The sequence below is a fragment of the Bradyrhizobium sp. USDA 4451 genome (assembly GCF_054822585.1).
In genome coordinates, this window is record NZ_JBTRCH010000001.1 from 2,485,935 (window position 1) to 2,508,732 (window position 22,798).

At 65.5% G+C, this 22,798-nt stretch carries 22 protein-coding genes and 1 pseudogene; 11 read left to right on the top strand and 12 right to left on the bottom strand.

Translation table 11 applies throughout. The features are described from left to right. Nucleotides 1-255 precede the first annotated feature (255 nt). Nucleotides 256-2,049, top strand: a complete 1,794-nt coding sequence (locus tag ACVMB0_RS11500) for a potassium/proton antiporter (RefSeq protein ID WP_461346293.1) — start codon at nucleotides 256-258, stop codon at nucleotides 2,047-2,049. Nucleotides 2,050-2,056: 7 nt separating this feature from the next. Here the strand turns inward: ACVMB0_RS11500 and ACVMB0_RS11505 are convergent, their stop codons facing one another. The 6 genes from ACVMB0_RS11505 to mepA all read right to left on the bottom strand — a co-directional run bounded on the left by ACVMB0_RS11505 (nucleotide 2,057) and on the right by mepA (nucleotide 7,395). Beyond that, nucleotides 2,057-3,292 carry a hypothetical protein gene (locus ACVMB0_RS11505; RefSeq protein ID WP_461346294.1) on the bottom strand — a complete coding sequence of 412 codons (1,236 nt, stop codon included), beginning with the start codon at nucleotides 3,290-3,292 and terminating at the stop codon, nucleotides 2,057-2,059. 119 nt (nucleotides 3,293-3,411) lie between these two features. Next, nucleotides 3,412-4,083, bottom strand: coding sequence for a molybdenum ABC transporter ATP-binding protein (modC, locus tag ACVMB0_RS11510; RefSeq protein WP_461346295.1), 672 nt, complete (start codon nucleotides 4,081-4,083; stop codon nucleotides 3,412-3,414). A gap of 2 nt (nucleotides 4,084-4,085) precedes the next feature. Continuing rightward, nucleotides 4,086-4,781 carry a molybdate ABC transporter permease subunit gene (gene modB / locus ACVMB0_RS11515; protein ID WP_456750827.1) on the bottom strand — a complete coding sequence of 232 codons (696 nt, stop codon included), beginning with the start codon at nucleotides 4,779-4,781 and terminating at the stop codon, nucleotides 4,086-4,088. Beyond that, nucleotides 4,781-5,596, bottom strand: a complete 816-nt coding sequence (modA, locus tag ACVMB0_RS11520; protein WP_461346296.1) for a molybdate ABC transporter substrate-binding protein — start codon at nucleotides 5,594-5,596, stop codon at nucleotides 4,781-4,783. Before modA ends, modB begins: the two co-directional genes overlap by 1 nt. 193 nt (nucleotides 5,597-5,789) lie before the next feature. Next, a complete protein-coding gene (locus ACVMB0_RS11525; RefSeq protein ID WP_456750826.1) occupies nucleotides 5,790-6,299 on the bottom strand; it encodes a hypothetical protein in 510 nt (169 codons plus the stop codon). Nucleotides 6,300-6,447: 148 nt separating this feature from the next. Beyond that, nucleotides 6,448-7,395, bottom strand: a complete 948-nt coding sequence (gene mepA, locus ACVMB0_RS11530) for a penicillin-insensitive murein endopeptidase (protein ID WP_461346297.1) — start codon at nucleotides 7,393-7,395, stop codon at nucleotides 6,448-6,450. A gap of 520 nt (nucleotides 7,396-7,915) precedes the next feature. Between mepA and ACVMB0_RS11535 the strand changes: the two genes are divergently transcribed. Next, nucleotides 7,916-10,120, top strand: a complete 2,205-nt coding sequence (locus tag ACVMB0_RS11535; protein WP_461349637.1) for a putative bifunctional diguanylate cyclase/phosphodiesterase — start codon at nucleotides 7,916-7,918, stop codon at nucleotides 10,118-10,120. A 108-nt stretch (nucleotides 10,121-10,228) separates the two neighbouring features. On the opposite strand, the gene ACVMB0_RS11540 is transcribed toward ACVMB0_RS11535, so the two are convergent. From ACVMB0_RS11540 to ACVMB0_RS11555, 4 genes are all read right to left on the bottom strand, one after another. After that, a complete protein-coding gene (locus ACVMB0_RS11540) occupies nucleotides 10,229-10,684 on the bottom strand; it encodes a DUF1801 domain-containing protein (protein WP_461346298.1) in 456 nt (151 codons plus the stop codon). A 34-nt stretch (nucleotides 10,685-10,718) separates the two neighbouring features. Continuing rightward, on the bottom strand, nucleotides 10,719-11,498 hold the full coding sequence (locus tag ACVMB0_RS11545) for a sulfite exporter TauE/SafE family protein (RefSeq protein WP_461346299.1): 780 nt from the start codon (nucleotides 11,496-11,498) through the stop codon (nucleotides 10,719-10,721). Nucleotides 11,499-11,511: 13 nt separating this feature from the next. Then, entirely contained in the window at nucleotides 11,512-12,117 is a 606-nt protein-coding gene (locus ACVMB0_RS11550) for a TetR/AcrR family transcriptional regulator (protein ID WP_461346300.1), read from the bottom strand. Between the two features lie 95 nt (nucleotides 12,118-12,212). Then, nucleotides 12,213-12,476, bottom strand: coding sequence for a hypothetical protein (locus tag ACVMB0_RS11555; RefSeq protein ID WP_461346301.1), 264 nt, complete (start codon nucleotides 12,474-12,476; stop codon nucleotides 12,213-12,215). A 114-nt stretch (nucleotides 12,477-12,590) separates the two neighbouring features. Between ACVMB0_RS11555 and ACVMB0_RS11560 the strand changes: the two are divergent. Beyond that, nucleotides 12,591-12,638: pseudogene (locus ACVMB0_RS11560) on the top strand (hypothetical protein); the annotation flags it as partial. Between the two features lie 88 nt (nucleotides 12,639-12,726). Then, entirely contained in the window at nucleotides 12,727-13,146 is a 420-nt protein-coding gene (locus ACVMB0_RS11565; RefSeq protein ID WP_461346302.1) for a sterol desaturase family protein, read from the top strand. Nucleotides 13,147-13,338: 192 nt separating this feature from the next. Here ACVMB0_RS11565 and ACVMB0_RS11570 read toward each other — a convergent pair whose 3' ends face one another. Beyond that, a complete protein-coding gene (locus ACVMB0_RS11570; protein ID WP_461346303.1) occupies nucleotides 13,339-15,306 on the bottom strand; it encodes a methyl-accepting chemotaxis protein in 1,968 nt (655 codons plus the stop codon). Between the two features lie 366 nt (nucleotides 15,307-15,672). Between ACVMB0_RS11570 and ACVMB0_RS11575 the strand changes: the two genes are divergently transcribed. The 3 genes from ACVMB0_RS11575 to ACVMB0_RS11585 all read left to right on the top strand — a co-directional run bounded on the left by ACVMB0_RS11575 (nucleotide 15,673) and on the right by ACVMB0_RS11585 (nucleotide 18,429). Further along, nucleotides 15,673-16,680, top strand: a complete 1,008-nt coding sequence (locus tag ACVMB0_RS11575) for a c-type cytochrome (RefSeq protein ID WP_461346304.1) — start codon at nucleotides 15,673-15,675, stop codon at nucleotides 16,678-16,680. A 280-nt stretch (nucleotides 16,681-16,960) separates the two neighbouring features. Further along, nucleotides 16,961-17,497 (top strand): TetR/AcrR family transcriptional regulator, encoded by a 537-nt coding sequence (locus ACVMB0_RS11580; protein ID WP_456750818.1) that lies wholly within the window; start codon nucleotides 16,961-16,963, stop codon nucleotides 17,495-17,497. A 71-nt stretch (nucleotides 17,498-17,568) separates the two neighbouring features. Further along, nucleotides 17,569-18,429 (top strand): DMT family transporter, encoded by an 861-nt coding sequence (locus ACVMB0_RS11585; RefSeq protein ID WP_461346305.1) that lies wholly within the window; start codon nucleotides 17,569-17,571, stop codon nucleotides 18,427-18,429. Nucleotides 18,430-18,456: 27 nt separating this feature from the next. Here ACVMB0_RS11585 and ACVMB0_RS11590 read toward each other — a convergent pair whose 3' ends face one another. Continuing rightward, entirely contained in the window at nucleotides 18,457-19,317 is an 861-nt protein-coding gene (locus ACVMB0_RS11590; protein ID WP_461346306.1) for a LysR family transcriptional regulator, read from the bottom strand. A gap of 145 nt (nucleotides 19,318-19,462) precedes the next feature. Here ACVMB0_RS11590 and ACVMB0_RS11595 point away from each other — a divergent pair, with 145 nt between their 5' ends. The 4 genes from ACVMB0_RS11595 (at nucleotide 19,463) to ACVMB0_RS11610 (ending at nucleotide 22,650) form a co-directional block, all read left to right on the top strand. After that, the gene (locus ACVMB0_RS11595) at nucleotides 19,463-20,362 is read left to right on the top strand and encodes an NAD(P)-dependent oxidoreductase (protein WP_461346307.1); all 900 of its coding nucleotides are present in this window, start codon (nucleotides 19,463-19,465) and stop codon (nucleotides 20,360-20,362) included. A 73-nt stretch (nucleotides 20,363-20,435) separates the two neighbouring features. Next, complete coding sequence (locus tag ACVMB0_RS11600) at nucleotides 20,436-21,284, top strand: alpha/beta fold hydrolase (protein ID WP_461346308.1); 849 nt, start codon at nucleotides 20,436-20,438, stop codon at nucleotides 21,282-21,284. Between the two features lie 104 nt (nucleotides 21,285-21,388). Then, a complete protein-coding gene (locus ACVMB0_RS11605; RefSeq protein ID WP_461349638.1) occupies nucleotides 21,389-21,919 on the top strand; it encodes a VOC family protein in 531 nt (176 codons plus the stop codon). A 248-nt stretch (nucleotides 21,920-22,167) separates the two neighbouring features. After that, complete coding sequence (locus ACVMB0_RS11610) at nucleotides 22,168-22,650, top strand: hypothetical protein (RefSeq protein WP_461346309.1); 483 nt, start codon at nucleotides 22,168-22,170, stop codon at nucleotides 22,648-22,650. The last annotated feature ends 148 nt before the right edge of the window (nucleotides 22,651-22,798 follow it).

Sequence of the window (22,798 nt, forward strand, 5' to 3'; positions counted from 1 at the left end):
CCGGGGCGCGACGGAGTCGCGAACCCGGAATCTAGAGGTCGTGGATCGAGATTCCCCGGTGCGCAATTGCGCACCTGAGGTTCTCGCTTCGCGAGCCCCGGAATGACACCGACTGAATCGCAAACACCGGAAGCTCACGGGACCGGGCACATTGCCGCTCATGGCAGAAATCGGTTGGCGTCCCAGTGTGGCGACGATAAGGATGCAATTGCAAGTATTTGAGACCTCCCAAGTCCTTGAGACCTCCAAAGGCGCATGGCATCCCTCGACTCCGTCAGTATAGCGATCCTGCTCGGCGCCGTGCTGGTGATGGCTGGCATCCTCTCGAGCCTGCTGGCGTTGCGGTTCGGCGCCCCCCTGCTACTGGTGTTCTTGCTGGTCGGCATGCTGGCGGGCGACGCCGGGCCCGGCCACCTCCAGTTCGACGACGTCCGCACCACCTATCTGGTCGGCTCGGTGGCGCTGGCGCTGATCCTGTTCGACGGCGGACTGAAGACGCGGTTTGCCAGCATCCGCACCGTGCTGGCGCCCTCGATGATGCTGGCGACCGCCGGCGTGCTGTTGACCGCGCTGATCACGGCGCCAGTCGCCCGCTATGTGCTCGACCTCAACTGGACCGAGTCGCTCCTGGTCGGCGCCGTCGTGGCCTCGACCGATGCCGCGGCGGTGTTCCTGCTGGTGCACACCCAGGGCCTGCGCCTGCGCCCGCGCGTCGGCGCCACGCTGGAGGCGGAGTCCGGCACCAACGATCCGTTCGCGATCTTCCTCACCTTGATGCTGGTCGAGTTCATCTCGATCGGCCAGAGCTCGGCCTCGCATATCGCACTGGAGTTCATCCAGGAGGCGGTGCTGGGCGCCATCATCGGGGTGATCGGCGGCCGGCTGGTGGTGATTGCGCTGAATTACGTGGCGCTGCCGCAGGGGCTGCATGCGCCGTTCGTCACCACAGCCGCGCTGGTGATCTTTGGCGGCTCGCAGATCGTGCATGCCTCGGGGTTCCTCGCGGTCTATCTCGCCGGTATCATCATCGGCAACCGGCCGACCCGCGCCCATAATTCGGTGGTGACGTTCCTCGACGCCGCGACCTGGCTGGCGCAGATCGTGATGTTCGTGCTGCTCGGCCTCTTGGTCTCGCCGCATCGGCTGCTCTCCAGCGCCGGCGGCGCGGTGCTGGTCGCGTTCGCGCTGATGCTGGTGGCGCGGCCGCTGGCGGTGCTGATTTGCCTCGCACCGTTCAAGTTCAACTGGCGGGAGAAGGTCTTCATCGCCTGGACCGGCTTGCGCGGCGCGGTCGCGATCTTCCTCGCCTCGATCCCGATGCTGGTCGGCCTGTCGAAGGCCTATCTCTATTTCGACGTCGCCTTCGTCGTCGTCATCATCTCGCTGCTGTTGCAGGGCTGGACGCTGGCGCCGGCGGCGCGGAAGCTGCATGTCGCGCTGCCGCGCACCGAGCGCGGCCCGCGCCGCGTCGAGCTCGATCTGCCCGGCCAGCTCGAGCAACAGCTGGTCGGCTATCCGGTACGGCCGAAGAGCCTGTATTTCCGCCGCGGCCTGATCCCGTCCTGGTCGAAGCCGACCCTGGTGATCCGCGACGAGCGGATCCTGACGCCTGTCGAAGCCGATCCGGTCGCGCCCGGCGACTACATCTATCTGCTGGCGCCGCCGGAGCGCGCCGAGGCGCTCGATCGCTTCTTCGTCGATATGGCGCCGTCGAGCGCGCCCGATCCGCATCTGCTCGGTGACTTCATGGTGTCGGCCGAGCATACGCTGGGCGAGCTCGCCGAGATCTACGGCGTCAAGGTCGACGAGCAGCAGGCCAAGCTGACGCTGGCGGACTATTTCGACATCAATCTCGACCGCGCGCCGAAGGAAGGCGCCGAGCTTGCGCTCGATGAGATCGTGCTGGTGGCGCGCAGCATCAGCGGCGGCCGCGTCAATGTCGTCGGCCTGCGCCTGCCCGAGGAAGAGGAGAAGGTCGCGCAGCAAACGCGGATGCAGATCGTGCGGCGCAAGCTCGCCGATATCTGGGCGTCGGTGGCAGGGGTCTGAGCCGGCCTCACTGCTTGCGCAGGAAGTTCGAATCCGGGGCGAATTTCTTGATCATGTCGGACAGGCCGTCGTCGGGCGGCGGGCCGGGGTCCTTCGCAGCCGGCTCGTCCTTGAACTTCTTCTGGCCGGAGATCTCGGCCAGCGCCGCGAGCAGCGTTTCGTCGAGATTGTCGGATGCTGTCTTGGCAGGTTCCATCTTGGCAGGCGCCGTGTTGGCGGGCGGAGGTAGCGCCGGCGGCGGTGACGCCGTGGTAGCGGGCTTCGGCGGGGAGGGGATCTCGGGCTCGGGCTTCGCCGACGGCATTGGCACCGGTGGAGGCTTGGATGCGTCCGCCCGCCGGGCTGCGGCCTCGCTGACGGCCGCGATCAGCGATGCTTCGAGGTCAGCGGGAGTTTCAGGCGGCATTGGCGGCGGTGCAGCCGGTATCGGCGGTGGCACGGCGGACACCGGCGGCGATGGCGCGTCCGGCTTCACGTCCCGGGCTGCGCGCCCAAACAGCGGTTCGCGCTGGCTCGCCGTCGCCGGACGGCTGTCGGTGGCCTTGCCGGGCTCCTTGTTCGATTCCCTGGCCGACTTGAAGAGACCGGCGCGTTCGGCGGCAACCCTGGCGGAAGCCTCCTCGACCGCACCGAGCAGGGACGCTTCCAGCGCATCGGCGGGATTGCCCGGCGGAGTCGCCGGCCTGGCGGCGGGGGCGGCCGCCGGCTTTGGCTCGGGCCGCTCCGGCCGCGGTGCTTCGACCGGCGCGGGCGGAGGAGCCGTCTGGCCGTCGCGAGCGCGCGCGATGATGCCGTCGACGATCGCTCCGAGGCGGCTCTTGTCGGGGGCGGCGAGATAGCTGGCGGCCAGCTCATCGACATATTGCGGGCCGTAATCGGCGAGCACCTTGGCGAGCTGGGCCAGATCGGGGTCGCTCTCGACCAGCCGGCGCCAGGTCTGCCGGTCGTAGGGCGCGTCCCCCTTATTGTCGGGCCAGGCCACCCGGCGCGGTTGGCGCTGCGGTCCGGTGTCCTGGCCGGTGACGGGGTCGAAGGTCGGCGGCTGCAGCCCGGCGCTGAGGCGGGGCGGGGTAAATCCGCCGGCGCCGGCCGGCACCGGGTCGTCGGCCTCGCGCCGGCGCCGCTCGGCGACCTGGAGCGAGATCAGGCCAATGCCCATCAGCAGGAAGCCGAGCGCAGCCCACGAAATCGTGGCGCACAACAGTCCGCCGATCAGCAGCAATACCCAGCCAGTCAGTCGCACGATGCACCTTTCCCCACGCCCGATCGGGAGGTCCCGACGCGGGCCTAGCAGGCAAGATGGGCTATCTTATGCCGACTTTCGGAAAAACGGCCAGCTGAGCGTTTTCGAGCGGAGTGGGCCTAGGCGCCCGACGTCAACACCTTGACACCGCCGAATGCGGTCACCTGGCCCCGGCGCAGCATCACGATCTGGGTGGCGAGCTGGCGCAACTCGGCGGCGTCGTGGCTGACATAGACCATGGGCACGCCGGCCTCGTCGCGCAGCCGGACCAGATAGGGCAGGATCTCGAGCTTGCGGCTTTCGTCGAGCGCGCCGAGCGGCTCGTCCAGCAGCAACAGCCGCGGTTTGGACAGCAGCGCCCGGCCGAGCGCGACGCGCTGCCGCTCGCCGCCGGAGAGCTTGCCGGGACGGCGGTCGAGCAGGGCGCCGATGTCGAGCAGATCGACGACGCGCTTGTGCTGCGCGCGATCCTCGATGAGGCCGTTCATGCGGCGGCCGTAGTCGAGGTTCTGGCGGATATCGAGATGCGGAAACAGCCGCGCGTCCTGGAACACGTAGCCGATCCGGCGGCGCCAGGTCGGGACGTGGATGCCGGCGGCGGTATCGTCGACGGTCTCGCCGTCGATCACGATGGTGCCGCGATCGGGACGCACCAGCCCGGCGATGGTGTTGATCAGCGAGGTCTTGCCGGAGCCGGATGCGCCGAACAGGCCGGTGACGCGGCCCTCGCTGGTGAACGATGCCGCGAGCGAGAACTCGCCGAGCTGCTTTTTGATGTCGACGCGCAGCATCGCTATTGCCCGTGCAAGCGCGCAGTAGCACGGCGTGCGAACACTTCCGCGGCGATCAGTGCGCCGACCGCGAGCACGATCGAGATGATCACGAGCCGCGCCGCGGCCGTGTCGCCGTCCGGCGTCTGGATCAGCGAATAGATCGCCGACGAGATGGTCTGGGTCTCGCCGGGGATGTTGGAGACGAAGGTGATGGTGGCACCGAACTCGCCGATCGCCTTGGCAAAGCCGAGCACCATGCCGGCCAGCACGCCCGGCAGCGCCAGCGGCAGCGTCACCGTCGCGAACACCCGCCAGGGGGCGGCGCCGAGCGTCTCGGCCGCCTGCTCGAGGCGGCGGTCGACCGCTTCGATCGAGAGCCGGATCGGCCGCACCAGCAGCGGAAACGACATCACGCCGCAGGCGAGCGCCGCACCGGTCCAGCGGAATGCGAACACGATGCCGAGATGATCGGCGAGCCAGCCGCCGACCAGCCCGCGCTTGCCGAAGGTCAAAAGCAGCAGATAGCCGGTGACGACCGGCGGCAGCACCAGCGGCAGATGCACGGCGGCATCGAGCAGCGACTTGCCCCAGAAATCGCGCCGCGCCAGCAGCCAGGCGAGCGCGATCCCGAACGGGGTCGCCACCAGCGTTGCAATGACCGCGACCCGCAGCGACAGCAGGATCGCCGTCCATTCGGTCGGCGAGATCTCGAACATCAGGTCGTCGGGCTGACCAGGAACTTGAAGCCGTACTTCTCGACGATCGTCTTCGCCGCGGACGAGCGCAGGAAGGCGAGATACGCGGTGGTCTCGGGTTTTGCGGTCGTGGTCGCCGCAACCGGATAGATGATGGCCGGATGGGTGTCGGCCGGGAAGGTGCCGACGATCTTGACGCCGGGCTCGACCTTGGCGTCGGTCGAATAGACGATGCCGAGCACGGCCTCGCCGCGCGCCACCAGCGTCAGCGCCGCGCGCACGCTCTCGGCCATCGCGAATTTCGGCTCCGCAGCCTGCCAGGCACCGAGCTTCTCCAGCGCGGCCTTGGCGTATTTGCCGACCGGCACCGCCTTGACGTCGCCGGTTGCGATCTTGCCGTCGCCGGCGAGCTTGGCGAGATCGAAGCCCGGGCCGATGTTGACGTTGTCGATCTTGGAATCCTTCGGCGCGATCAGCACGATCGAGTTGCCGAGCAGGTTGACCCGGGTCGGCTCGTTGATGGTCTTCTGCTTGATCGCATAGTCCATCCAATCGGTGTCGGCGGACACGAAGACGTCAGCTGGCGCGCCCTGCTCGATCTGTTTTGCCAGTGCCGAGCTCGCGGCATAGCTGGCGCTGATCTTGACGCCGGTCTTGGCGGTGTAGGCTGCATCGATCTCGTCGAGCGCGTTCTTCATCGAGGCCGCGGCGAACACGGTGAGCGTCTTGTCCTCGGCCTTCGCGGGCGACTGGATCGCGCCGAACAGGATGATGAAGGCAGTGAGAAGTCCGGCGAGCCTTGAAATTGCAAGCCTTGAAACTGAAAGTCGTGACATGGAAAGCGCTCCGAGCAAATTCGCGCGCGAACATGCACGCGCAAATCAGGCGTTGAGTGGGGTCTGGCCTGCGACGGACGGAAGCGCTGTTCCGCTGGTCCCCGACGGACTTACGGTCCTCGGGGATATCGCACTGCAAACATAGCAGGCCGGGGCTTACGGTAAAGGCGACTGTTTGTCTAACCGATCCTGCCTATTGATCCGCCGGCTGGATCGCGATCGACAGCGAATTCTCCTTTGCACCGCTGACCTGCAGCACGAAGGGGCTGGCGGCCAGGTCGTACTTCATGGTCTTGCGGATGCCGTCGCAATCGGTCGCGCCGCTGAACGCCTTCGGCTTCAGGAAATGGCCGTCCTGCACCAGGTCGACCCAGGCGCCGGCCGAGAGGCTGACGGTATAGAGCCCGGCCTTCGGCGCAGCCTTGAAGCTGGTGAACCCGGCGAAGGTGCCGTCCTTCGGCGCGCGCTCCGGCGGCGACGGCAATTTGGCATCGGCGGGCGCAACCAGCGCCAGCGTGATGGCGGTCGACGGCAATGCGGTCTGCTCGCTGCCCGAGGCAAGCCTGGCACGATCGGGCGCGGTGAGCGCTGTGCGGGCGCGGTCGATCGACCATTTGAACTTGTCGCAGCCGCTCGGCTCCTCCGCCGCGAAAGCGGGAACTGAGACGAGCAGCAGCGATGCGGCGAGGAGCGATGTGCGCATGTTTGGTCCAATGCAATTGTGGCGGATGAAAGTGATCAGCGGCCCCGATCGATCGCTCGCGCGCGCTTACGGCACGCCGACCTCAGATCATAACGCAGTTCGCGCCGGCCGGCATAGCCGCCTGACGAAGATGTTATTGCCTTGGATGTTATGGTTTGGCGTCTGGTGCATTGAGCACCGTCTTGCAGGCCGCCGGCATCTGCGCCAGCGTCATCGGCGGGCGCGGTTTCGGCGGCTTCGGCGGCGGCTTCGGATGCAGCACCGAATCCTTGAACCAGAACGCGAGGTCGGACGGCTTGCAGCCTTCGCCTTCCGCTTGCGGTTTCTGTGCCTCGCAGGCCGGGCTGCCGGGCGGACAGCGCATGCGGATGTGGAAGTGGTAGTCGTGGCCCCACCACGGCCGGACCTTCGACAGCCAGCTGCGGTCGCCCTTGGCCTCGCGGCACAGCGCCTTCTTGATCGCCGGGTTGACGAAGATGCGCTGCACCGCCGGCTCCCGCGCGGCGTCGCGGAGAACCAGCACATGACCCGGCGTGAAGACGCGCGGATCGACATCGAGCCGGTCATCGCGCACCATCATCACCGCCGACATCTCCTCGCGGTCCTCGCGCGGCAGTTTGCGATCCGGCATCGGCGTCAGCCAGATGTCGGCGTCGAGCCCGATCTGGTGACTGGCATGACCGGACAGGGCCGGGCCGCCGCGCGGCTGGCCGATATCGCCGACCAGGATGCCGGGCCAGCCGGCGTCCCTGTGCGCATTGGCCGCAAGCCGCTTCAACAGCGCGATCATGTCGGGGTGACCCCAGTAGCGGTTGCGCGACAGGCGCATCACCTGCCAGGTATCGCCGTTGAGCGGCATCTGCGCCGCGCCGGCGAGACAGCCCTTGGTGTAACCGCCGATCGATTGCGTCGGCATCGCCGCCGGCAGCACCTTGCGCGCGAACAGCTGCTTCGCCCCGATCTTTGGATCGTTGGGGTTAGCGAGCGGCGGCAATGGCTGCGGATTGAGCGAGCCCTTGTCCTGCGCCCGCGCGGAGACGGTGCAGGCGGCGAGGGCTAGGATCAGGAGCGGGATCAGACGCAGGCGGGGTGTCATTCGGATCACTCTGTCCGGGCAAGGCTAACATGGATTCGCGCGCGACGAACCGCGCGCTCATCCCAATTGCTTGATCGCCCACAGGGCGGATTGCCGCCGCGATTGCTGCGTCGACACTGGCACTCTCTCCGGCGCGCGCCGACGTCGCCGTTCACATCGATAAATCGTCCCAGCATCGAGATCACCAACTAGCTCGTCGCGCCTTTACCTCGCGATAACCCTGTCCCACGCTGGCAAACATTGATGCGCGTCCGCGCATTCGCTGTGCAGTCCCGCGCCGGTTTACGCTTCCTTCACCATGCTCCGGCGCTTCCACGCAGCAAATCGGCGCAGCTTGCCGCCTGCACGGCCGGCGCAAGGCGCGCGATGCGCGGATTCGCCTGCAAAGCAGGCATGACCGGCGATTCTCATCCAGCGCGGCTCTTCGCCAAGACGCCGCCAAGGGATGGCCAAGAGATACCAATTTTTCAGAGACTTATCGCAGAAATGCCGCCGAACTGGAATGCGCGTGGGGCGTGCGATGCCGATGATGCGGCCGAAGAAGATCAAGAAACCAAAACAGGCCAGATTGTCAGGCCCGCCGGGCCGCCAGCCCAAGCCGATGCTGAGAGTGTCGGGCAGTTCGCGCCGCGCCGCTGCCGAGATCGGTGAGCTGGTGCGCCAGCGCGCGCAGGCCGAGGCCGCGATCGCCGACGCGCGCAAGTCCAATGCGCGGCTGCGCGAGGCGGTCGACATCCTGCCGCAAGGCATCGTCTTCCTGGACTCCGAAGGCCGCTATCTGCTCTGGAACAAGAAATACGCGGAAATCTACAAGCGCAGCTCCGACCTGTTCGAGCACGGTGCGCGTCTCGAGGATACCATCCGCGTCGGCGTCGCGCGCGGCGACTATCCCGAGGCCATCGGGCGCGAGGAAGAGTGGATCGCCGAACGGCTCAGGAAGATGTACCAGCCGGGCGAGCGGCACGAGCAGGTGCTGGCCGATGGCCGCGTGGTGCTGATCGAGGAGCGCTTGACCTCGGATGGCGGCATCGTCGGGCTGCGCGTCGACATCACCGAGCTGAAGCAGCGCGAGGCCTCGTTCCGCCTGCTGTTCGACGGCAATCCGGTGCCGATGATCCTGTGCGCGCTCGATGGCGAGCGGATCCTTGCGGTCAACGACGCCGCGATCGCGCATTATGGTTATGTGCGTGCCGAATTCGAGAAGATGACGATCAGGAGCCTGCAGGCGTTCGATGCCGAGCTGCCCTGGGCCGCCGGCCGCAGCAGCGACGAGCAGGCCGCGCGGACCTGGAAGCATGTGCGTGCCGACGGCACGCTGATCGATCTGGCGATCTATTCGCGCCAGCTGATGCATGGCGACCAGCCGGCGATGCTGCTGGCGCTGATGGACATCACCGAGCGCAAGCGCGCCGAGGCGCGGCTCGCCTTCATGGCCCAGCACGACAGCCTGACCGGCCTGCCGAACCGCAATCTGCTGCGCCAGCAGATGGAGGACATGCTACAGCACACCCGCCGCTCGACCGACAAGGTCGCGGTGCTGATGCTCGGCCTCGACAATTTCAAGGCGGTCAACGACACGCTCGGCCACGGCATCGGCGACAAGCTGCTGCGCGCCGTCGCCAAGCGGCTGCGCTCGACGCTGCGCGAGGAAGACGCGCTGGCCCGCCTCAACTCCGATGAGTTCACCATCGTGCAGGGCGGCGTGATGCGTCCCGAGGACGCCGTGCTGCTGGCGCGGCGGATTCTCGATGCGATCGGCGAGCCCTATCTGCTCGATGGGCATTCGGTGGTGGTCGGTGCCAGCATCGGGATTGCGATGTCGCCCGGCGACGGCGAGGATTCCGAAAAGCTGCTGAAGAGTGCCGACATGGCCCTGTCGCGCGCGAAGAGCGAATTCCGCGGCACCTTCTCGTTCTTCGAGGCGGAGATGGATGCGCGGGCGCAGAGCCGCCGCAAGATCGAGATCGATCTGCGCGATGCGATCCAGAACGAAGGCCTGCAACCCTATTACCAGCCGCTGGTCGATCTTGCGAGCGGGCGCATCACCGGCTTCGAGGCGCTGGTGCGCTGGCCGCATCCGGAGCGCGGCATGATCTCGCCGGGCGAATTCATCCCGGTGGCCGAGGAGACCGGCCTGATCAATCCACTGGGTTCGCTGATGCTGCATCGCGCCTGCATGGACGCGGCGCAATGGCCCGATGACGTGCGCGTCGCGGTCAATCTGTCGCCGCTGCAATTCCGCACCGGCAATCTGCTGGCGCTGGTCACCGACGCGCTGCGGCAATCCGGCCTGCCGGCGCGGCGGCTCGAGCTCGAGATCACCGAGACGCTACTGCTCGAGAAGAGCAGCCAGGTGCTGGCGACGCTGCATGCGCTGCGCGCGCTCGGGGTGCGGATGTCGATGGACGATTTCGGCACCGGCTATTCGAGCCTCAGCTATCTGCGCAGCTTCCCGTTCGACAAGATCAAGATCGACCAGTCCTTCGTGCGCGACCTCGGCGCCAACCCGGACGCGCAGGCGATCGTGCGCTCGATCGTCAGCCTCGGCGTCGGGCTCGGCGTCACCATCACCGCCGAGGGCGTCGAGACCGAGGCGGAGCTGAGCTGCCTGCGCGCCGAAGGTTGCCACGAGGGTCAGGGCTTTCTGTTCAGCCGCGCGCGGCCGAATGGCGAGGTCATCAGTCTCTTGAAGGCGCAGCGGGTGGCGACGGCGCTGGTGGCGTAGGAATCACGGCGCAATCACCGTCATTGCGAGGAGCGAAGCGACGAAGCAATCCATCGTCCCGCATACGCGGAAGCATGGATTGCTTCGCTTCGCTCGCATGACGGTGGACTAGCTGGCCGCGCCGGCCTTGCGCCGCAAATGATAGGTCAGCGCCAACCCGACGCAGTGGCGCAGCGCGGCCTCCGGCAGCTTGCCGGCGACATCGAGCAGGATGGCGCGGTTGCCGCTGTAGCTCAGCTCGGGATAGAGCTCGCGGAAGGTCTCGACCAGATTGGTCTGGCAGTGGAAGTAGACCGCGACCTGGTCGGTCGCAGGTTTCACCTGATCGATCCGGATCGTGCTGCCGCTGCCGGTCTCCGGCGTCAGATAGCTCGGCTGCCCCCATTTCAGCGTCTCTTGCAGCGCGCCGACGCCCTTGGTCGCCTTCGCGGTCTCGAAGATCAGCCGCCGCAGCGCCAGCAGCCTGGTCTTGACGGGGGCAGGGTAGGCGTCGAACAGCGCATCCGCCGATCTTGCCGTCGGTCGTCGTGTCGCCTTGCTGGGCGATCTTGCCGGCTTGCGCATCGCGGGCTCCGCGGGGAGGACGTGTCGCGCCTGTCTACCACAACGCCTTGAAGGTCAGATAGACCGCCATCAACGACACGAAGAAGATCATGGCGCTGCGCAGCCGCGCGCGATCGATGCGGTTGGCGGCGCGGGCGCCGAGATCGGTGCCGGCGAGCAGGCCTGCGGTCACGCCTGCCAGCACCGGCCAGGATGCGAGCGCGCCCTCGTTCCAATAGATCCAGGCCGACGGGATCGTGGTCGGGATCAGCGACATCACGAGGCCCGCCATCTGCGCCTGATGCTGCGGCACCCCGAGCACGGCGCTCAGTCCGACCACGGTCGCCAGTCCGCCGCCGATGCCGAGAAAGCCCGACGACAGGCCCGCCAGCAGCCCGACGATGAGCAACGCCGGCGAGGATATCTCGCGCGCAGCACGGTCCGCTTCATGCTCCTTCTTGTCGCGCCCGCCGCGCAGGATCAGCATCGCGTCGAGCGCGACGAGATAAGCCACGTAGGTCCAGCGCAGCGCGGGCTCGGCGACATGGTTGGCGGCGAGCGCACCGGCCGCGCCGCCGGCGACGAAGCCGACAGTCAGCAGAACGATCCAGAGCAGCGGCGTGCGGTAGCCGCTCTGCCAATAGCGCCTGATGCCGGTGAGGCTGGTCGGCGGCACCTGTGCGACCAGCGAGATGCCCTGCGCGACATGCTGGCCGGCGCCGAGCAGCAACACCGAGAACACCACCAGTCCGCCGCCGGGGCTGACGCCGAGCAGGCCTGCGGTCAGGCCGCCGGCAAAGCCGGTGACGATGCCGAGCAGGAGGTCGTGGATCATCGCCGCGTCCCCGTCAGCGCTTGGCGGCAAGGCCGGCGAGGAAGATGTCGAAGGCGTGCATGGCCTCCGCGGTCGAGACGGTCTCGCTCCACAACCGTTGCAGCACGATGCCCTGGAACATCGCGACCATCGCCCGTGCCGCGCCGCGCGGCTGCACATTGCGATCGATCGCGCCGCTCTTCTGGCCGCGCCGCAGCAGGTCCACGATCATGGCGATCGGCTGGCGGATGCCGCTCGTCACCTGGTCGCGCACCACGTCGTCGCGCAGCGCCTCCGCCCAGAGCTGCAAGGCGACGCGGCGAGCGCGCAGGCCTTCCTCCTTCTGCAAATCGCCGAGAAAGCCGCGGGCGATCGCCCGCAGGCTCTGCAACACGTCGTCCGATTGGTCCTTCACCGCGAGCAGCGCGCTGTCGCGGCCATGGCGGCCTTCGCCGATCGCCTGGATCAGTTCCTCCTTGCCGGCAAAATGCCCGTAGATGCAGCCGGCGCTGAGCCCGGATTGCTTGATCACGTCCTGGATCGTGGTCTGGTGAAATCCCTGGCGCGCAAAGCAGATCTCCGCGGCCTGCAATATCTCCTCGCGGCGGATCGCAAGTGTTTCGGGCTTCACCTTCGGCATGGTCGGTCCTTGTGTTCGCCGCCAGGCGGGGGGGCCGGCTTGACGATCATCGCCCGTCATTATAAAGAACGAGTATTCGTTTTGTAAAGAAAGGATCAATCGGCATGATCGGTTTTGCAAAGCTGCTGTGGCATCCGGGCGCGGGCGAGATCGCCCATGTCGAGCTGCCGTCGATCGGCGCGCGCATCGCGTTCCTGCTCGCGTCGTTCGCGATCGTGCTGCTGTTCGAGGCTGCGTTTCCGCTGTTCGGCTACGCGCGCGGTGACCGGATGCGCAACATCGGCCGCAACGCTGCCATCACCGTGATCTTCCTCGGCGTCAACCTGGTGCTCAGCCCGCTGTCGCCATTGGCCCTGCAATGGACGCTCGATGCGAAATTCGGCCTATCGCACTGGCTCGGCCTGTCACCGCTGAACCAGCTGCTGCTCGGTCTCATCGGGCTCGACCTGTTCGCCTATTTCGCTCACGTCTCGATGCACAAGCTCAGCTGGATGTGGCGCTTTCACCGCATGCACCATGCCGATCGCTTCGTCGACGTCACCACCGCCTTCCGCGAGCATCCCGGCGAGACGCTGTGGCGGATCGGCTGGCACATCGCCCGGCGTGATCGTGTTCGGTACGCCGGCCTGGGTGCTGGTCAGCTATCTGACGCTGTCGGCGCTCAACGCCCAGTTCGAGCACGCCAACATCCGCCTGCCGGAGCGGCTCGACCGCTGGCTGCGGCTCGTCTTCGTGACGCCGAACATGCACAAGATGCATCATTCGCGTCACCAGCCGGAGACCGACAGCAATTATTCCAATTTGCTCTCGATCTGGGACCGGATCGGCGGCACCTACAACCGCGGCCCGCGGTTCGCGGAGCTGCGCTACGGCCTCGACGGTTTCGACGATGCCGAGAAGCAGTCGCTGCCCGGGCTGCTGAAGATGCCGTTCATGGCCAAGTGGGGACAGTCCGAAGCAGGGCCGGACAACAAGCAGCGCGCGTCGATCGATCGCTCGGCGCCGCCGCCCGTGCTGCCCTGGCCGTGATCACGCTCCAGTACTGCTGCGCCATAAGCCGAGGCGTACGCTTCCTGACCCGTCATCCTGAGGTGCGAGCTCTTGCGAGCCTCGAAGGGTGCACGGCCCCGCTGGTGGCCATCGACCCTTCGAGGGCCGCTGAAGAAGCGGCCACCTCAGGGTGACGGATGACGGGTTAAGGTGCCTTACGACGCGCTAGAACTAAGCCGCGTTGCGCAGGCCGGCGAGGAAGGTATCGACGCTGTGCGACAGCGCCGAGGCGTGATCGCCGAGCTCGCCGGAGGTCTCCAGCACATTGCCGGTGAGGGCGCGCGATTGGCCGGCGGCCTGGCTCGCGCCCGCGATATTGCTCGAGACTTCGCGGGTCCCGGAGGAGGCCTGCTGCACGCTGCGGGCGATCTCCCGCGTCGCCGAATCCTGCTGCTCGACGGCGGCCGCGATCGCGGTCGCGATGCCCGAGATCTCGCGAATGGTGCCGCTGATGTCGCCGATCGCGCTGACGCAATTGCCGGTGGCGGACTGGATCGCGCCGACCTGGCCGGCGATCTCGTCGGTCGCCTTCGCGGTCTGGCTCGCCAGTTCCTTCACCTCGGCGGCGACCACGGCGAAGCCACGGCCGGCCTCGCCGGCGCGGGCGGCCTCGATGGTGGCGTTGAGCGCCAGGAGATTGGTCTGGCTGGCGATCGCGCTGATCAGGCGCAGCACGTCGCCGATCTTCTCGGCCGACGCGGCAAGGCTCGTCACCATCTCGGTGGTTTCCGTCGCCTTGGCCACGGCATTGTCGGCGACGCGGCTCGAATGGGTGACCTGGCGGCCGATCTCGGTGATTGACGAGGCCAGCTCTTCCGTCGCGGCCGCGACCGCATTGACGCTGGCCGACGCCTCTTCGGATGCGGCGGCGGCCGCCGAGGTCCGTTCCGAGGTGCCGTTGACGCTGGTGGCGATCTCGCCCGCGACGCGCTGCATCGCGCTCGACGACTGCGCGACGGCCGCGACCATGCCCTTGACGTCGGCCTCGAACCGGTCGGCCATCTGGCGCTGCAAGGCCTGCTTGTCGGCCGCCGCCTTCACCTTGTCGGCCTCCTGCGCGTCGCGCAGCGAGGAGGTTTCGATCATGCTGCGGCGGAACACGTCGACCGCCCGCGCCATGGTGCCGAGTTCGTCGCGGCGCTCGCTGCCGGGGATCGTGACGCTGGTGTCGCCGCTCGACAGCCGGTTCATCACCGCGGTGATCGCGGCCAGCGGCCGCGACAGGCCGCGGCCGAGCAGGAACGCGAGCAGCACGGCAGCCGCCAGGATCGCGACCACGCCGAGGATCAGGTTGCGCTGCGCGCTCGCGGCCGCCGCCGCATAGTCGCTGGTATCCTTGATGATCTCGAGCACCGCGACCGGCTGGCCGGCATAGTTCTTGATCTGGCCGAGATAGAGCTCCACGGCGTGGCCGTCGAGCGTGGCGTCGCGCAGCACGACTGCGCCGTTCATCACGCTCTTGAGCTCGTCCGGGGTCGCGACCGCGGCGTCGCCGAAGGTGGACGACAGCCGCTTGAAGCTCTGGCCGTCGAACGAGTGCACGGCGAGGTCGATGCCGAAGCGCTTCTTGGCGCGGTCGACGAATTCCTTGCCGAAGGCGACGCCGATGTCGACATTGCCCAGCGTCTTGCCGTCATGCACGACCGGGGTCATGCCGAAGATCGAAAGCGCCTCGCGGCCGGGCTCGACGCCGACGATCGGCTTGCCGGCCTTGATCGATTCCACCACCGTGGTGCGCCGTGTGGAGGCGTCGTCGCCGAAGGTCTTCGGCACGTGGACCCGGTAGAAGCTGGTCGCCGGAGCCTGCCAGAACGAAATCAGCGGGATGCCCTGCGCCTTGATTGCGGCCCAGGGGGCGCCGAGCAGCTTGCCGAGGCCGTCGCGGTCGCCCTTGGCGATGGCGTCCTCGACCGGCGGCAGCGCGGCGATCACGGCGGAGACCGCGAGCGCGGTGCGACCTTCATAGTCGATCGCCGCGATCACGCTGTCATATTGCAGCTTGAGCTGCTGATCGAGCGCGAGCCGGGTCAGCGCCCGTTGCTGGCTGATGGAGAAGCCGCCGAGGATCGCGCAGGCGACTGCGACGGTTAGTGAAATCGCCAGAATCAGGCGGGCGGCAATCGATCGAAGCGTGAACATGGGACGAGCGGAACTCCAGGCATTAGCGCCGGCCGCACAATCCCAGAAAAAGCTTAACAACCGTATGTTGCGCTGCCAAAAAATCGTGCCGGGAGAATCGTTGCCAGCCTACTTCCGTACCTTGCGTCATGGGTGGGCGAGGTACGACCCGGCTGCCTGCCCAGCGATTGCCGTTTGGCCATGCCGCGGCTAATCTTTCGATTTCCCGGAATGTGCGCAAAGTTTTTCGAACGCATCAAGCCCGGGACGGCTAGGTTGTCGGCGCGCGGAAGATTTGCGCGAAAATCATTGTGATCGAGACGCAGACATTCCTGCGCTCACAGCATTCAGGTCGGCAAGTTTTGGCGTTTTTTTCAGGAGGCAATCTTGATTTCCTCGAAAAGATATTTGATGCGCGCATTGATCCTGCTGGCAATCGCGATTCCCGCCAGCGGCGATGCTCTCACGCAGGGTGTTGTTGGCTCACCCGTGGCGCAGGCTCATGATGAGCTTCCGGCCTGGGCCTTCCTGTGGGACCCGACCGTTCAGGTGCCCCTGCCCAGCGACACGCCCAACAAGCTTCCAGGTAGCGACGCCATGTTCAGTTGGAAACAGGCGCGCGACCTCTTCGTCGCGCCTGACTGGCATCCGGATGACCATCCCGCGATGCCTGACATCGTCGCGAACGGCCGCAGACCCGAGATTCGCGCGTGCGGATCATGCCATCGTGTCGAGGGAACCGGCGGACCCGAAAATGCAAGCCTCGCCGGTCTGCCGGTCGCATATTTTGTTCAGCAGATCGCCGACTTCAGAAGCGGAGCGAGAAAGATGTCGGGCTCTCAGAGGCCTTCGACGCAACTGATGCTGGCGTCGGTCAAGGGCATGACGGACGCCGACATTCGTTCCGCTGCGGAATACTTTGCCGCGCTGGGCCGCAAGCGGATCGTCAAGGTCGTGGAGACGGAGATGATTCCGAAAACAGGACCGTCGCGTCTGTTTTACGTCAAAAGCCCGGAGGGAGGACTCGAACCACTCGGCCAGCGCATCGTCGAGATGCCCGATGATGCCCACCAGTTCGAACTTCGCGACTCACGAGCGACATTCACGGCTTACGTCCCGGTCGGCAGCCTGGCCAAGGGAAAGGCGCTCGCAAAGACCGGCGGAGCCGGCGCGACCGTCGCCTGCAATCTCTGCCATGGACCGGACTTGAAGGGTGCTGACATCGTTCCGGCCATCGCGGGGAGATCGCCGACCTACATCGTGCGTCAGCTCTACGAATTCCAGCACGGCGGCCGATCGGGAGCCGCAAGCGCCCCGATGAAACAAGCTGTCGAAAAGCTTTCGCCGACGGACATGATCGCACTGGCCGCCTATGTGAGCTCACTCGATCCGTAACCGACGCCTTTGCAGTTCATGACTGCACGTGCTGGCCCATGATACCCAGGCCAAGCCGTCGCCTCGGTGCGACATTCCATTCGCTGGCGACCGCCCGTCAATGCGGCACCGATCATCCCGATACGGCTGACGAAGAGGTTGCATTCGTCGCACGAACGAGCCGGCCTCTTGATTTAAAGACCGATTGGTCTATATTTGCTCGATGAGCAACCGAACCCCCGCGCCATTGCCCCGCGGTCGCCCGCGGAGTTTCGATGAGGACGCCGCCGTCGAACGCGCGATGGGCGTGTTCTGGTCGCGCGGCTATCATGCCACGGCGCTGCCCGACCTTCTGCGTGCGACGAAGCTCTCGCGTGGCAGCCTCTACGCTGCCTTCGGCGACAAGCACTCGCTGTTCCTGCGCGCGCTCGATCGTTACATCGACGATGCCGTGACACGGTTGAATGTCGAGCTTGATCCTCGCAAGGACCCGGTGGACGGCCTGCGGGCCTACCTTGCCGGATATGTCGACCGCACGAGCGGCGCCCATGGCCGGCGCGGATGCCTGGTGATCGCCACGGCCATGGAGCTGGCCGGGCGTGACGCCGACGTCAATCGTCGCATCGCGGGCTTCTTCAGGGTCATGGAAGCGCGGGTGGCGGATGCGCTGTCCCGTGCGAAGGCCGCGGGCCAGTTGGCCGATGGTGTCGACCCTGCAAATGCGGCCCGCATTCTCGTCTGTTTCGTTGAGGGGCTGCGTGTCATCAGCAAGACGGCGTCCGCCGGAGACATCACGCACGCCGCCGCCGACGCTCTGCTCGATCGTTTCATCAGGTAGGCAAATCCGGGTCCCGTCCCCGCAATCGGCTCGCCGATATCTGGACCGATCGGTCGTTAAAGGAGAATGCAATGTCTGCGATCCAGATGGCCTGCGCGGTGGCCGTTCCCCTGATCTGGGGTTACCAGTTCGTGGTCATCAAATTGGGCGTTACGGAGTTCCCGCCGTTCTTCTTCCTGGCGCTGCGTTTCCTGGCCACCGCGCTCTTGCTGATTCCGTTCGTCAAAAAGCCCACGCGTCACCAGTTGCGTCCGATCGCGGCGATCTCGTTCTTTCTCGGTGGGCTGAATTTCGGGCTGTTCTATGTGGGTCTCGGGCTCGGCTCGGGAAGCATGACGGCTGTCGCATATCTGCTCTCCGCGCCCTTCACGGTGCTGTTGGCCTGGCCGCTGTTGGCGGAGCGGCCGTCGCTCACGACCCTCTCCGGGGTGCTGCTCGCATTCGCCGGCGTCCTTGTGTTGAGGGCGGAGCCCGGCCTGTCGGCAAACGGGTTGCCGCTGCTGCTGGTGGTCGGAGCGGCCTTCGCCTTCGCGGTCTCCAACGTCCTGACCAAACGCTACGGCCCATTTGATCCCTTGATGTTGATGGGCTGGTCGTCGCTGTTCACGGTGCCGCAGGTGATGCTGATGTCGCTGCTGCTTGAATATGGCCAACTGGCGAGCCTCGTTGCCGCGGATGAGCGGGGGTGGCTGGCGCTCGCCTACACGATTTTCATCGGGGGAATCGTCGGATTCGGTCTTTGGTTCTGGCTGATCGCGCGCTGCTCCATGGGCCGCGTCGCCCCCTTCGGTCTGCTGCTGCCGGTGTTCGCCCTGATGTCGAGCGCCTTGTTCCTTGGCGAGCCGATGACCCCGAAGTTGATGATCGGTGCGCTACTGGCGATCTCAGGTGTCGCCTTGACCCAGTTCAGGCCGAGCGCGCGAACGGTTTGAGTGCGAAGGCTGCGCTCGGGCCGCACATCATCCGGTCGCGTTCACGAGATGGTCCGATACCGTCGAGATGAACGCGCGAAGACGCTCGAGACGCCGCAGGTCCCGGTGGTATCCCATCCAAATGTCTCGCGCTGGCGGCGGCGTTGGCAGTTCTAGTCTGCGGATACCCGGGATCTGGTTGCCGACCACGCGGGGCAGGACGGCGATGCCGACGCCTTGCCTGCACATGCGCCCCTGGACGTTGCGGTTGTTCGATCGAAGGACCGGTCTCGCGTTGGGGAAACTTTCGATCAGCCACGCGATGTCAGGAAAATGGCCCGTGGATGTGTCATGGGTGATCAGCCGGAAACCGGCCCCATCGCCATAGTTGGGATCAGCCGCCTCCTCGGCGATGTAGACGCCGTATTCGAGCCTGAACAGCCGCCGCTGAATGACATCGGCAGTGTCGAACGGAACGATGCGAAAAGCGACGTCGGCCTCCCGTTGCGCAAGGTTGACTCGGCGCGTGCCGGTCAGGATCTCGACGTCGACATTGGGGTAGGCTTTCGAGAAGTCCGCCAGGATAGGAGGCAGGACATAGGCCCCGAACCAGTCCGCTGACGTGATGCGCAGACTGCCTTTGAGATTTTGCTCCTGCCCCGCAAGCCGGCGCTCCATGCCCAGCGCACCTTCCTCCATCTGCTCGGCCAGCGCGATGATCCCATGGCCCTCGTCGGTCAGAACAAGACCGTCCGCTGTGCGCTGGAAGAGGGTGTGACCGATTGCCTGCTCAAGTGCGCGAAGGCGCCTGCCGACGGTCGGATGGCTTGTCCGAAGAGAGCGCGCGGCGCCGCCGAGCGTGCCGGATCGCGCAATAGCAAGAAAGATTCGGACGTCACTCCATTCCATCTCGACACCCACACAAAACTGAACGCCGACAGTACATTTATGTCAGTTAAAGAACAAATCTAAGCACCTAGGTTCCTGCCATCGACCGGCACCCTACGCGTCCGATCCGGCGCACGGCTCTGACCCGGACAGCAGGAGATAGAACATGCAGATCGGCTTCATCGGTCTCGGCAGTATGGGCTCGGCAATGGCCCTGAACCTGGTGAAGGCAGGCCATGATGTTCGGGCCTGGAACCGGAGCAAGGTCGCCCAGGAAAGCGTTCCCGGGGTGACGCTGCTCGAGCTTGCGGCTGATGCATTCGAGGCTGACGCCGTCTTCACGATGCTGTCCGACGACTCGGCCATTCGGGAGGTGATCCTCGATGCCGGCTTGTTGGCAAGCGCGCAACCAGGGCTGACCCATGTCGTCACCTCGACGATCTCTGTCGCTTTTGCGCGGGAATTGGACCTCCTGCACGAAGCGGCGGGCCTCGGCTATGTGTCCGCACCGGTCCTCGGTCGACCGAACATAGCCGCGAGTGGCCAGCTCAACATCCTGGCGGCCGGGAAGGCTGATGCAATTGCCGCGATCGAGCCGCTGCTCGCCGCCCTCAGCAAAAAGGTCTGGAAGTTGGGGGAGAACCCCGCTCGGGCGAATACGGCAAAGCTCGCCTGCAACATGATGATCGCCATGGCTATCGAGGCGATGGCTGAGGGTGTCGCGCTGACCGAGAGTGTCGGCCTCGACCGTGCGGATTTCTTTCAACTCATCCTGGGCACCCTGTTCTCGGGCCGCGCCTATGAGAGCTACAGCGCGCAGATCACGGAACGATCGTTCGAGCCGGGTTTCAAAGCCAGGCTCGCTCTCAAGGACATGCGCTTGGCGACCGAGGCCAGCAACGAGATCGGACGCACGCTCCCAATGCTTGAAGCTGTCCGCGAGGGGCTCAGCAAAGCTGTCTCGGCGGGCCTCGGGGAGAAGGACTGGTCGATCATGGCCGATATGACGGTTCGCGGTAGCGACGGCGTGGCGTCGTCTGAAAACAGCTCGGAGAAGAGGCAATGAACTTGGCGCATCACAGGCTTGAGCGCGGGCCACGAGCTACGTTTGAACGTCAACATCTGACTGGAAGGCGATCATGATCGCAACTTTGAAGGGGTTTACCCAGCAGCTGGTGCCGGTGAATGGCATCAAGATCAACGCCGTCACGGGAGGCTCAGGGACGCCGATCCTTCTGCTTCACGGCTGGCCGGAAACATGGTGGGAATGGCACAAGGTGATGCCCCTGCTGGCCGAGCATTTCAGCGTGGTGGCCATCGATCTGCGCGGCGCGGGCTTTTCCGACTGTCCGCTCGACGGCTATGACAAGGCGACGATGGCGCGCGACGCGCATGAAGTGATGGTTGCCCTTGGGCATGAACGCTACGCCGTGTGCGGACATGACATCGGCGGAATGGTCGCCTTGCCGCAGGCCGCCATCTATCGGAAGGCTGTTACACACCTGGCCGTCCTCGACGTTCCGCTTCCCGGCTGGACCGGATGGGAGGCGACGACCGCAAGGCTCTGGCACTTCAGCTTCCATATGAACCGGGATCTGCCCGAGCGTCTGATTCATGGTCGTGAATATGACTATGTTTCGACCTTCATGGCGGAGCGGTTCTACGATCACAGCACCTTCAATCCGGCGGATATCGAAATCTACGCCAAGGCGATGGCGCTTCCTGGCCGCACGCGTGGCGGCATGGAATGGTACCGCGCCTTCGCCGCCGACCATGCGACTGCGCTCGAGTACAAGAAGCAACCGCTCGAGATACCCGTGCTCGGCCTGGGTGGGGACCAGCGGTTCGGTGCGGAGATGGTGCCGATGCTCAAGGAGTTCGCCACCAACGTGACGGGCGGCTCGATCGCGCGGTGCAGCCACTATGTCGCGGACGAGCGGCCGGATGAAGTCGCAGCCGCCCTGATCGAATTCCTCAAGGCCAATTGAAACTCGGCGCCGGCGCCGTCGTGGGCCGGGCAGATCACGAGGCTGCGGGCGAATTGCGCCCGCAGCGATCGCGATGGATCGAAAAAATAGCAAAGGAGACTGTCATGACCGCACCCGTCATTCGCGGCGTCAATCATATCGGCATCACGGTGCCCGACATCGAAGCAGCAAAATCGTTCCTGGTGGAAGCTTTCGGCGGCCAGGTGATCTACCAGTCCTTCGGACCGCAGGATCCGCCGCGGCAGGGAGCCGAATTCGAGCGGGCCGTCGGCGCTTTTCCCGGCACGGTCGTGCGCGCGCAGGCGATGGTCAAGATCGGAACCGGACCCGATATCGAGCTCTTCGAGATGCACGGTCCCGAGCAAGCCAAGCCGATCCGGGCGAGCGACTTCGGTATCACGCACTTCGCTCTCTACACCGACGACATCGACGCATCGGTCGAGCGCTTCGAGAAGGCGGGAGGCACATCCCTCACCGCGCCGCGCGCTATTCCGTATGCAACCGAGATAGGTCCTGGAAACAAGGTCTGCTACTGCCGCATGCCGTGGGGCACGACGATGGAATTCATCACCACGCCGGACCGCATGGGCTATCATGACCAGACGGATCTGCGCAGGTGGCAGGACGAGGGCTGAGCAGGGCGCGAACAGAGACCCGCATCGATTAAGTCGCGGCGATGCTGACGCTGCGGAAGGTTCGACGAGCGCGCAGCCGCGACGGCCGTCGTGACGGATCGACCGCGCCGGCGCTTCTGGACCCATAGCGGAACTGATCTAGGCTTGCGCCGGCGAACGAAGCCGTGACCCGCACCCGTGCAGAGGCGCTATTGTCTGAGCGTCTAGTTATGGTAGCATTGAGAGGGAGCGACTACCAAAGAGGCACGATGAAAACCGTGCGCACATCCATCCTGTTTGTGCTGGCGGCGTGGCTAGTCATATTCTTTTTTGGGGCGCTACCGTACGCGGGTAGCCAGACGCTAAAAGTCGAAAGTCGTGCCCACGTAATGGGATTTTTCTCAAACTACCGCGAGGTTTCCGGCACAAAGGGTTCTAGATACGTTGTTGTTACGCTCGACTTCGATCGACCAAGCCCTCAAGGCCTGGTTCACTGCAAGGTTGACCCCTATACACTGGGCTTAGTTGACACTGAGGCGTCAAAACTTTCGAGCGCCCAATTCGCTGTACAGGAGGGCACATGCGCGGCGGCGATACAATTGCCGCTTACTAGCCCGCATGACCTTTGGGGCTGGATACGGCTTCTTCTTCTCGGCTCCATGTACGCAGCGATCATCGGATTTGTCTTTGGCTTCGCTGTGCTGCACGACTACGTTTGGAAACGCGGCAATCCCCACCAGACCGTGACCTGAGCGTGTGCATGAACATGCCGCATGGCCCGTAGCCGAAGGTCCACTCGTTCGCCTGCACGTCAGTTCGTTTGTTCCGAGCGGAAAACTCCGCTCGGTTAGACCGCTATAGACGGCTTTTGACCCCAAGCCGACATGCCGTGGTCACCCG

Excerpts from the sequence above, each read along its gene's own strand:
- ACVMB0_RS11500 (WP_461346293.1), top strand. The coding sequence starts at position 256 with ATGGCATCCCTCGACTCCGTCAGTATAGCGATCCTGCTCGGCGCCGTG.
- modC (WP_461346295.1), bottom strand. The coding sequence starts at position 4,083 with ATGCTGCGCGTCGACATCAAAAAGCAGCTCGGCGAGTTCTCGCTCGCG.
- modB (WP_456750827.1), bottom strand. The coding sequence starts at position 4,781 with ATGTTCGAGATCTCGCCGACCGAATGGACGGCGATCCTGCTGTCGCTG.
- modA (WP_461346296.1), bottom strand. The coding sequence starts at position 5,596 with ATGTCACGACTTTCAGTTTCAAGGCTTGCAATTTCAAGGCTCGCCGGA.
- ACVMB0_RS11525 (WP_456750826.1), bottom strand. The coding sequence starts at position 6,299 with ATGCGCACATCGCTCCTCGCCGCATCGCTGCTGCTCGTCTCAGTTCCC.
- mepA (WP_461346297.1), bottom strand. The coding sequence starts at position 7,395 with ATGACACCCCGCCTGCGTCTGATCCCGCTCCTGATCCTAGCCCTCGCC.
- ACVMB0_RS11535 (WP_461349637.1), top strand. The coding sequence starts at position 7,916 with ATGCCGATGATGCGGCCGAAGAAGATCAAGAAACCAAAACAGGCCAGA.
- ACVMB0_RS11540 (WP_461346298.1), bottom strand. The coding sequence starts at position 10,684 with ATGCGCAAGCCGGCAAGATCGCCCAGCAAGGCGACACGACGACCGACG.
- ACVMB0_RS11545 (WP_461346299.1), bottom strand. The coding sequence starts at position 11,498 with ATGATCCACGACCTCCTGCTCGGCATCGTCACCGGCTTTGCCGGCGGC.
- ACVMB0_RS11550 (WP_461346300.1), bottom strand. The coding sequence starts at position 12,117 with ATGCCGAAGGTGAAGCCCGAAACACTTGCGATCCGCCGCGAGGAGATA.
- ACVMB0_RS11570 (WP_461346303.1), bottom strand. The coding sequence starts at position 15,306 with ATGTTCACGCTTCGATCGATTGCCGCCCGCCTGATTCTGGCGATTTCA.
- ACVMB0_RS11580 (WP_456750818.1), top strand. The coding sequence starts at position 16,961 with ATGGGCGTGTTCTGGTCGCGCGGCTATCATGCCACGGCGCTGCCCGAC.
- ACVMB0_RS11585 (WP_461346305.1), top strand. The coding sequence starts at position 17,569 with ATGTCTGCGATCCAGATGGCCTGCGCGGTGGCCGTTCCCCTGATCTGG.
- ACVMB0_RS11590 (WP_461346306.1), bottom strand. The coding sequence starts at position 19,317 with ATGGAATGGAGTGACGTCCGAATCTTTCTTGCTATTGCGCGATCCGGC.
- ACVMB0_RS11595 (WP_461346307.1), top strand. The coding sequence starts at position 19,463 with ATGCAGATCGGCTTCATCGGTCTCGGCAGTATGGGCTCGGCAATGGCC.
- ACVMB0_RS11600 (WP_461346308.1), top strand. The coding sequence starts at position 20,436 with ATGATCGCAACTTTGAAGGGGTTTACCCAGCAGCTGGTGCCGGTGAAT.
- ACVMB0_RS11605 (WP_461349638.1), top strand. The coding sequence starts at position 21,389 with ATGACCGCACCCGTCATTCGCGGCGTCAATCATATCGGCATCACGGTG.
- ACVMB0_RS11610 (WP_461346309.1), top strand. The coding sequence starts at position 22,168 with ATGAAAACCGTGCGCACATCCATCCTGTTTGTGCTGGCGGCGTGGCTA.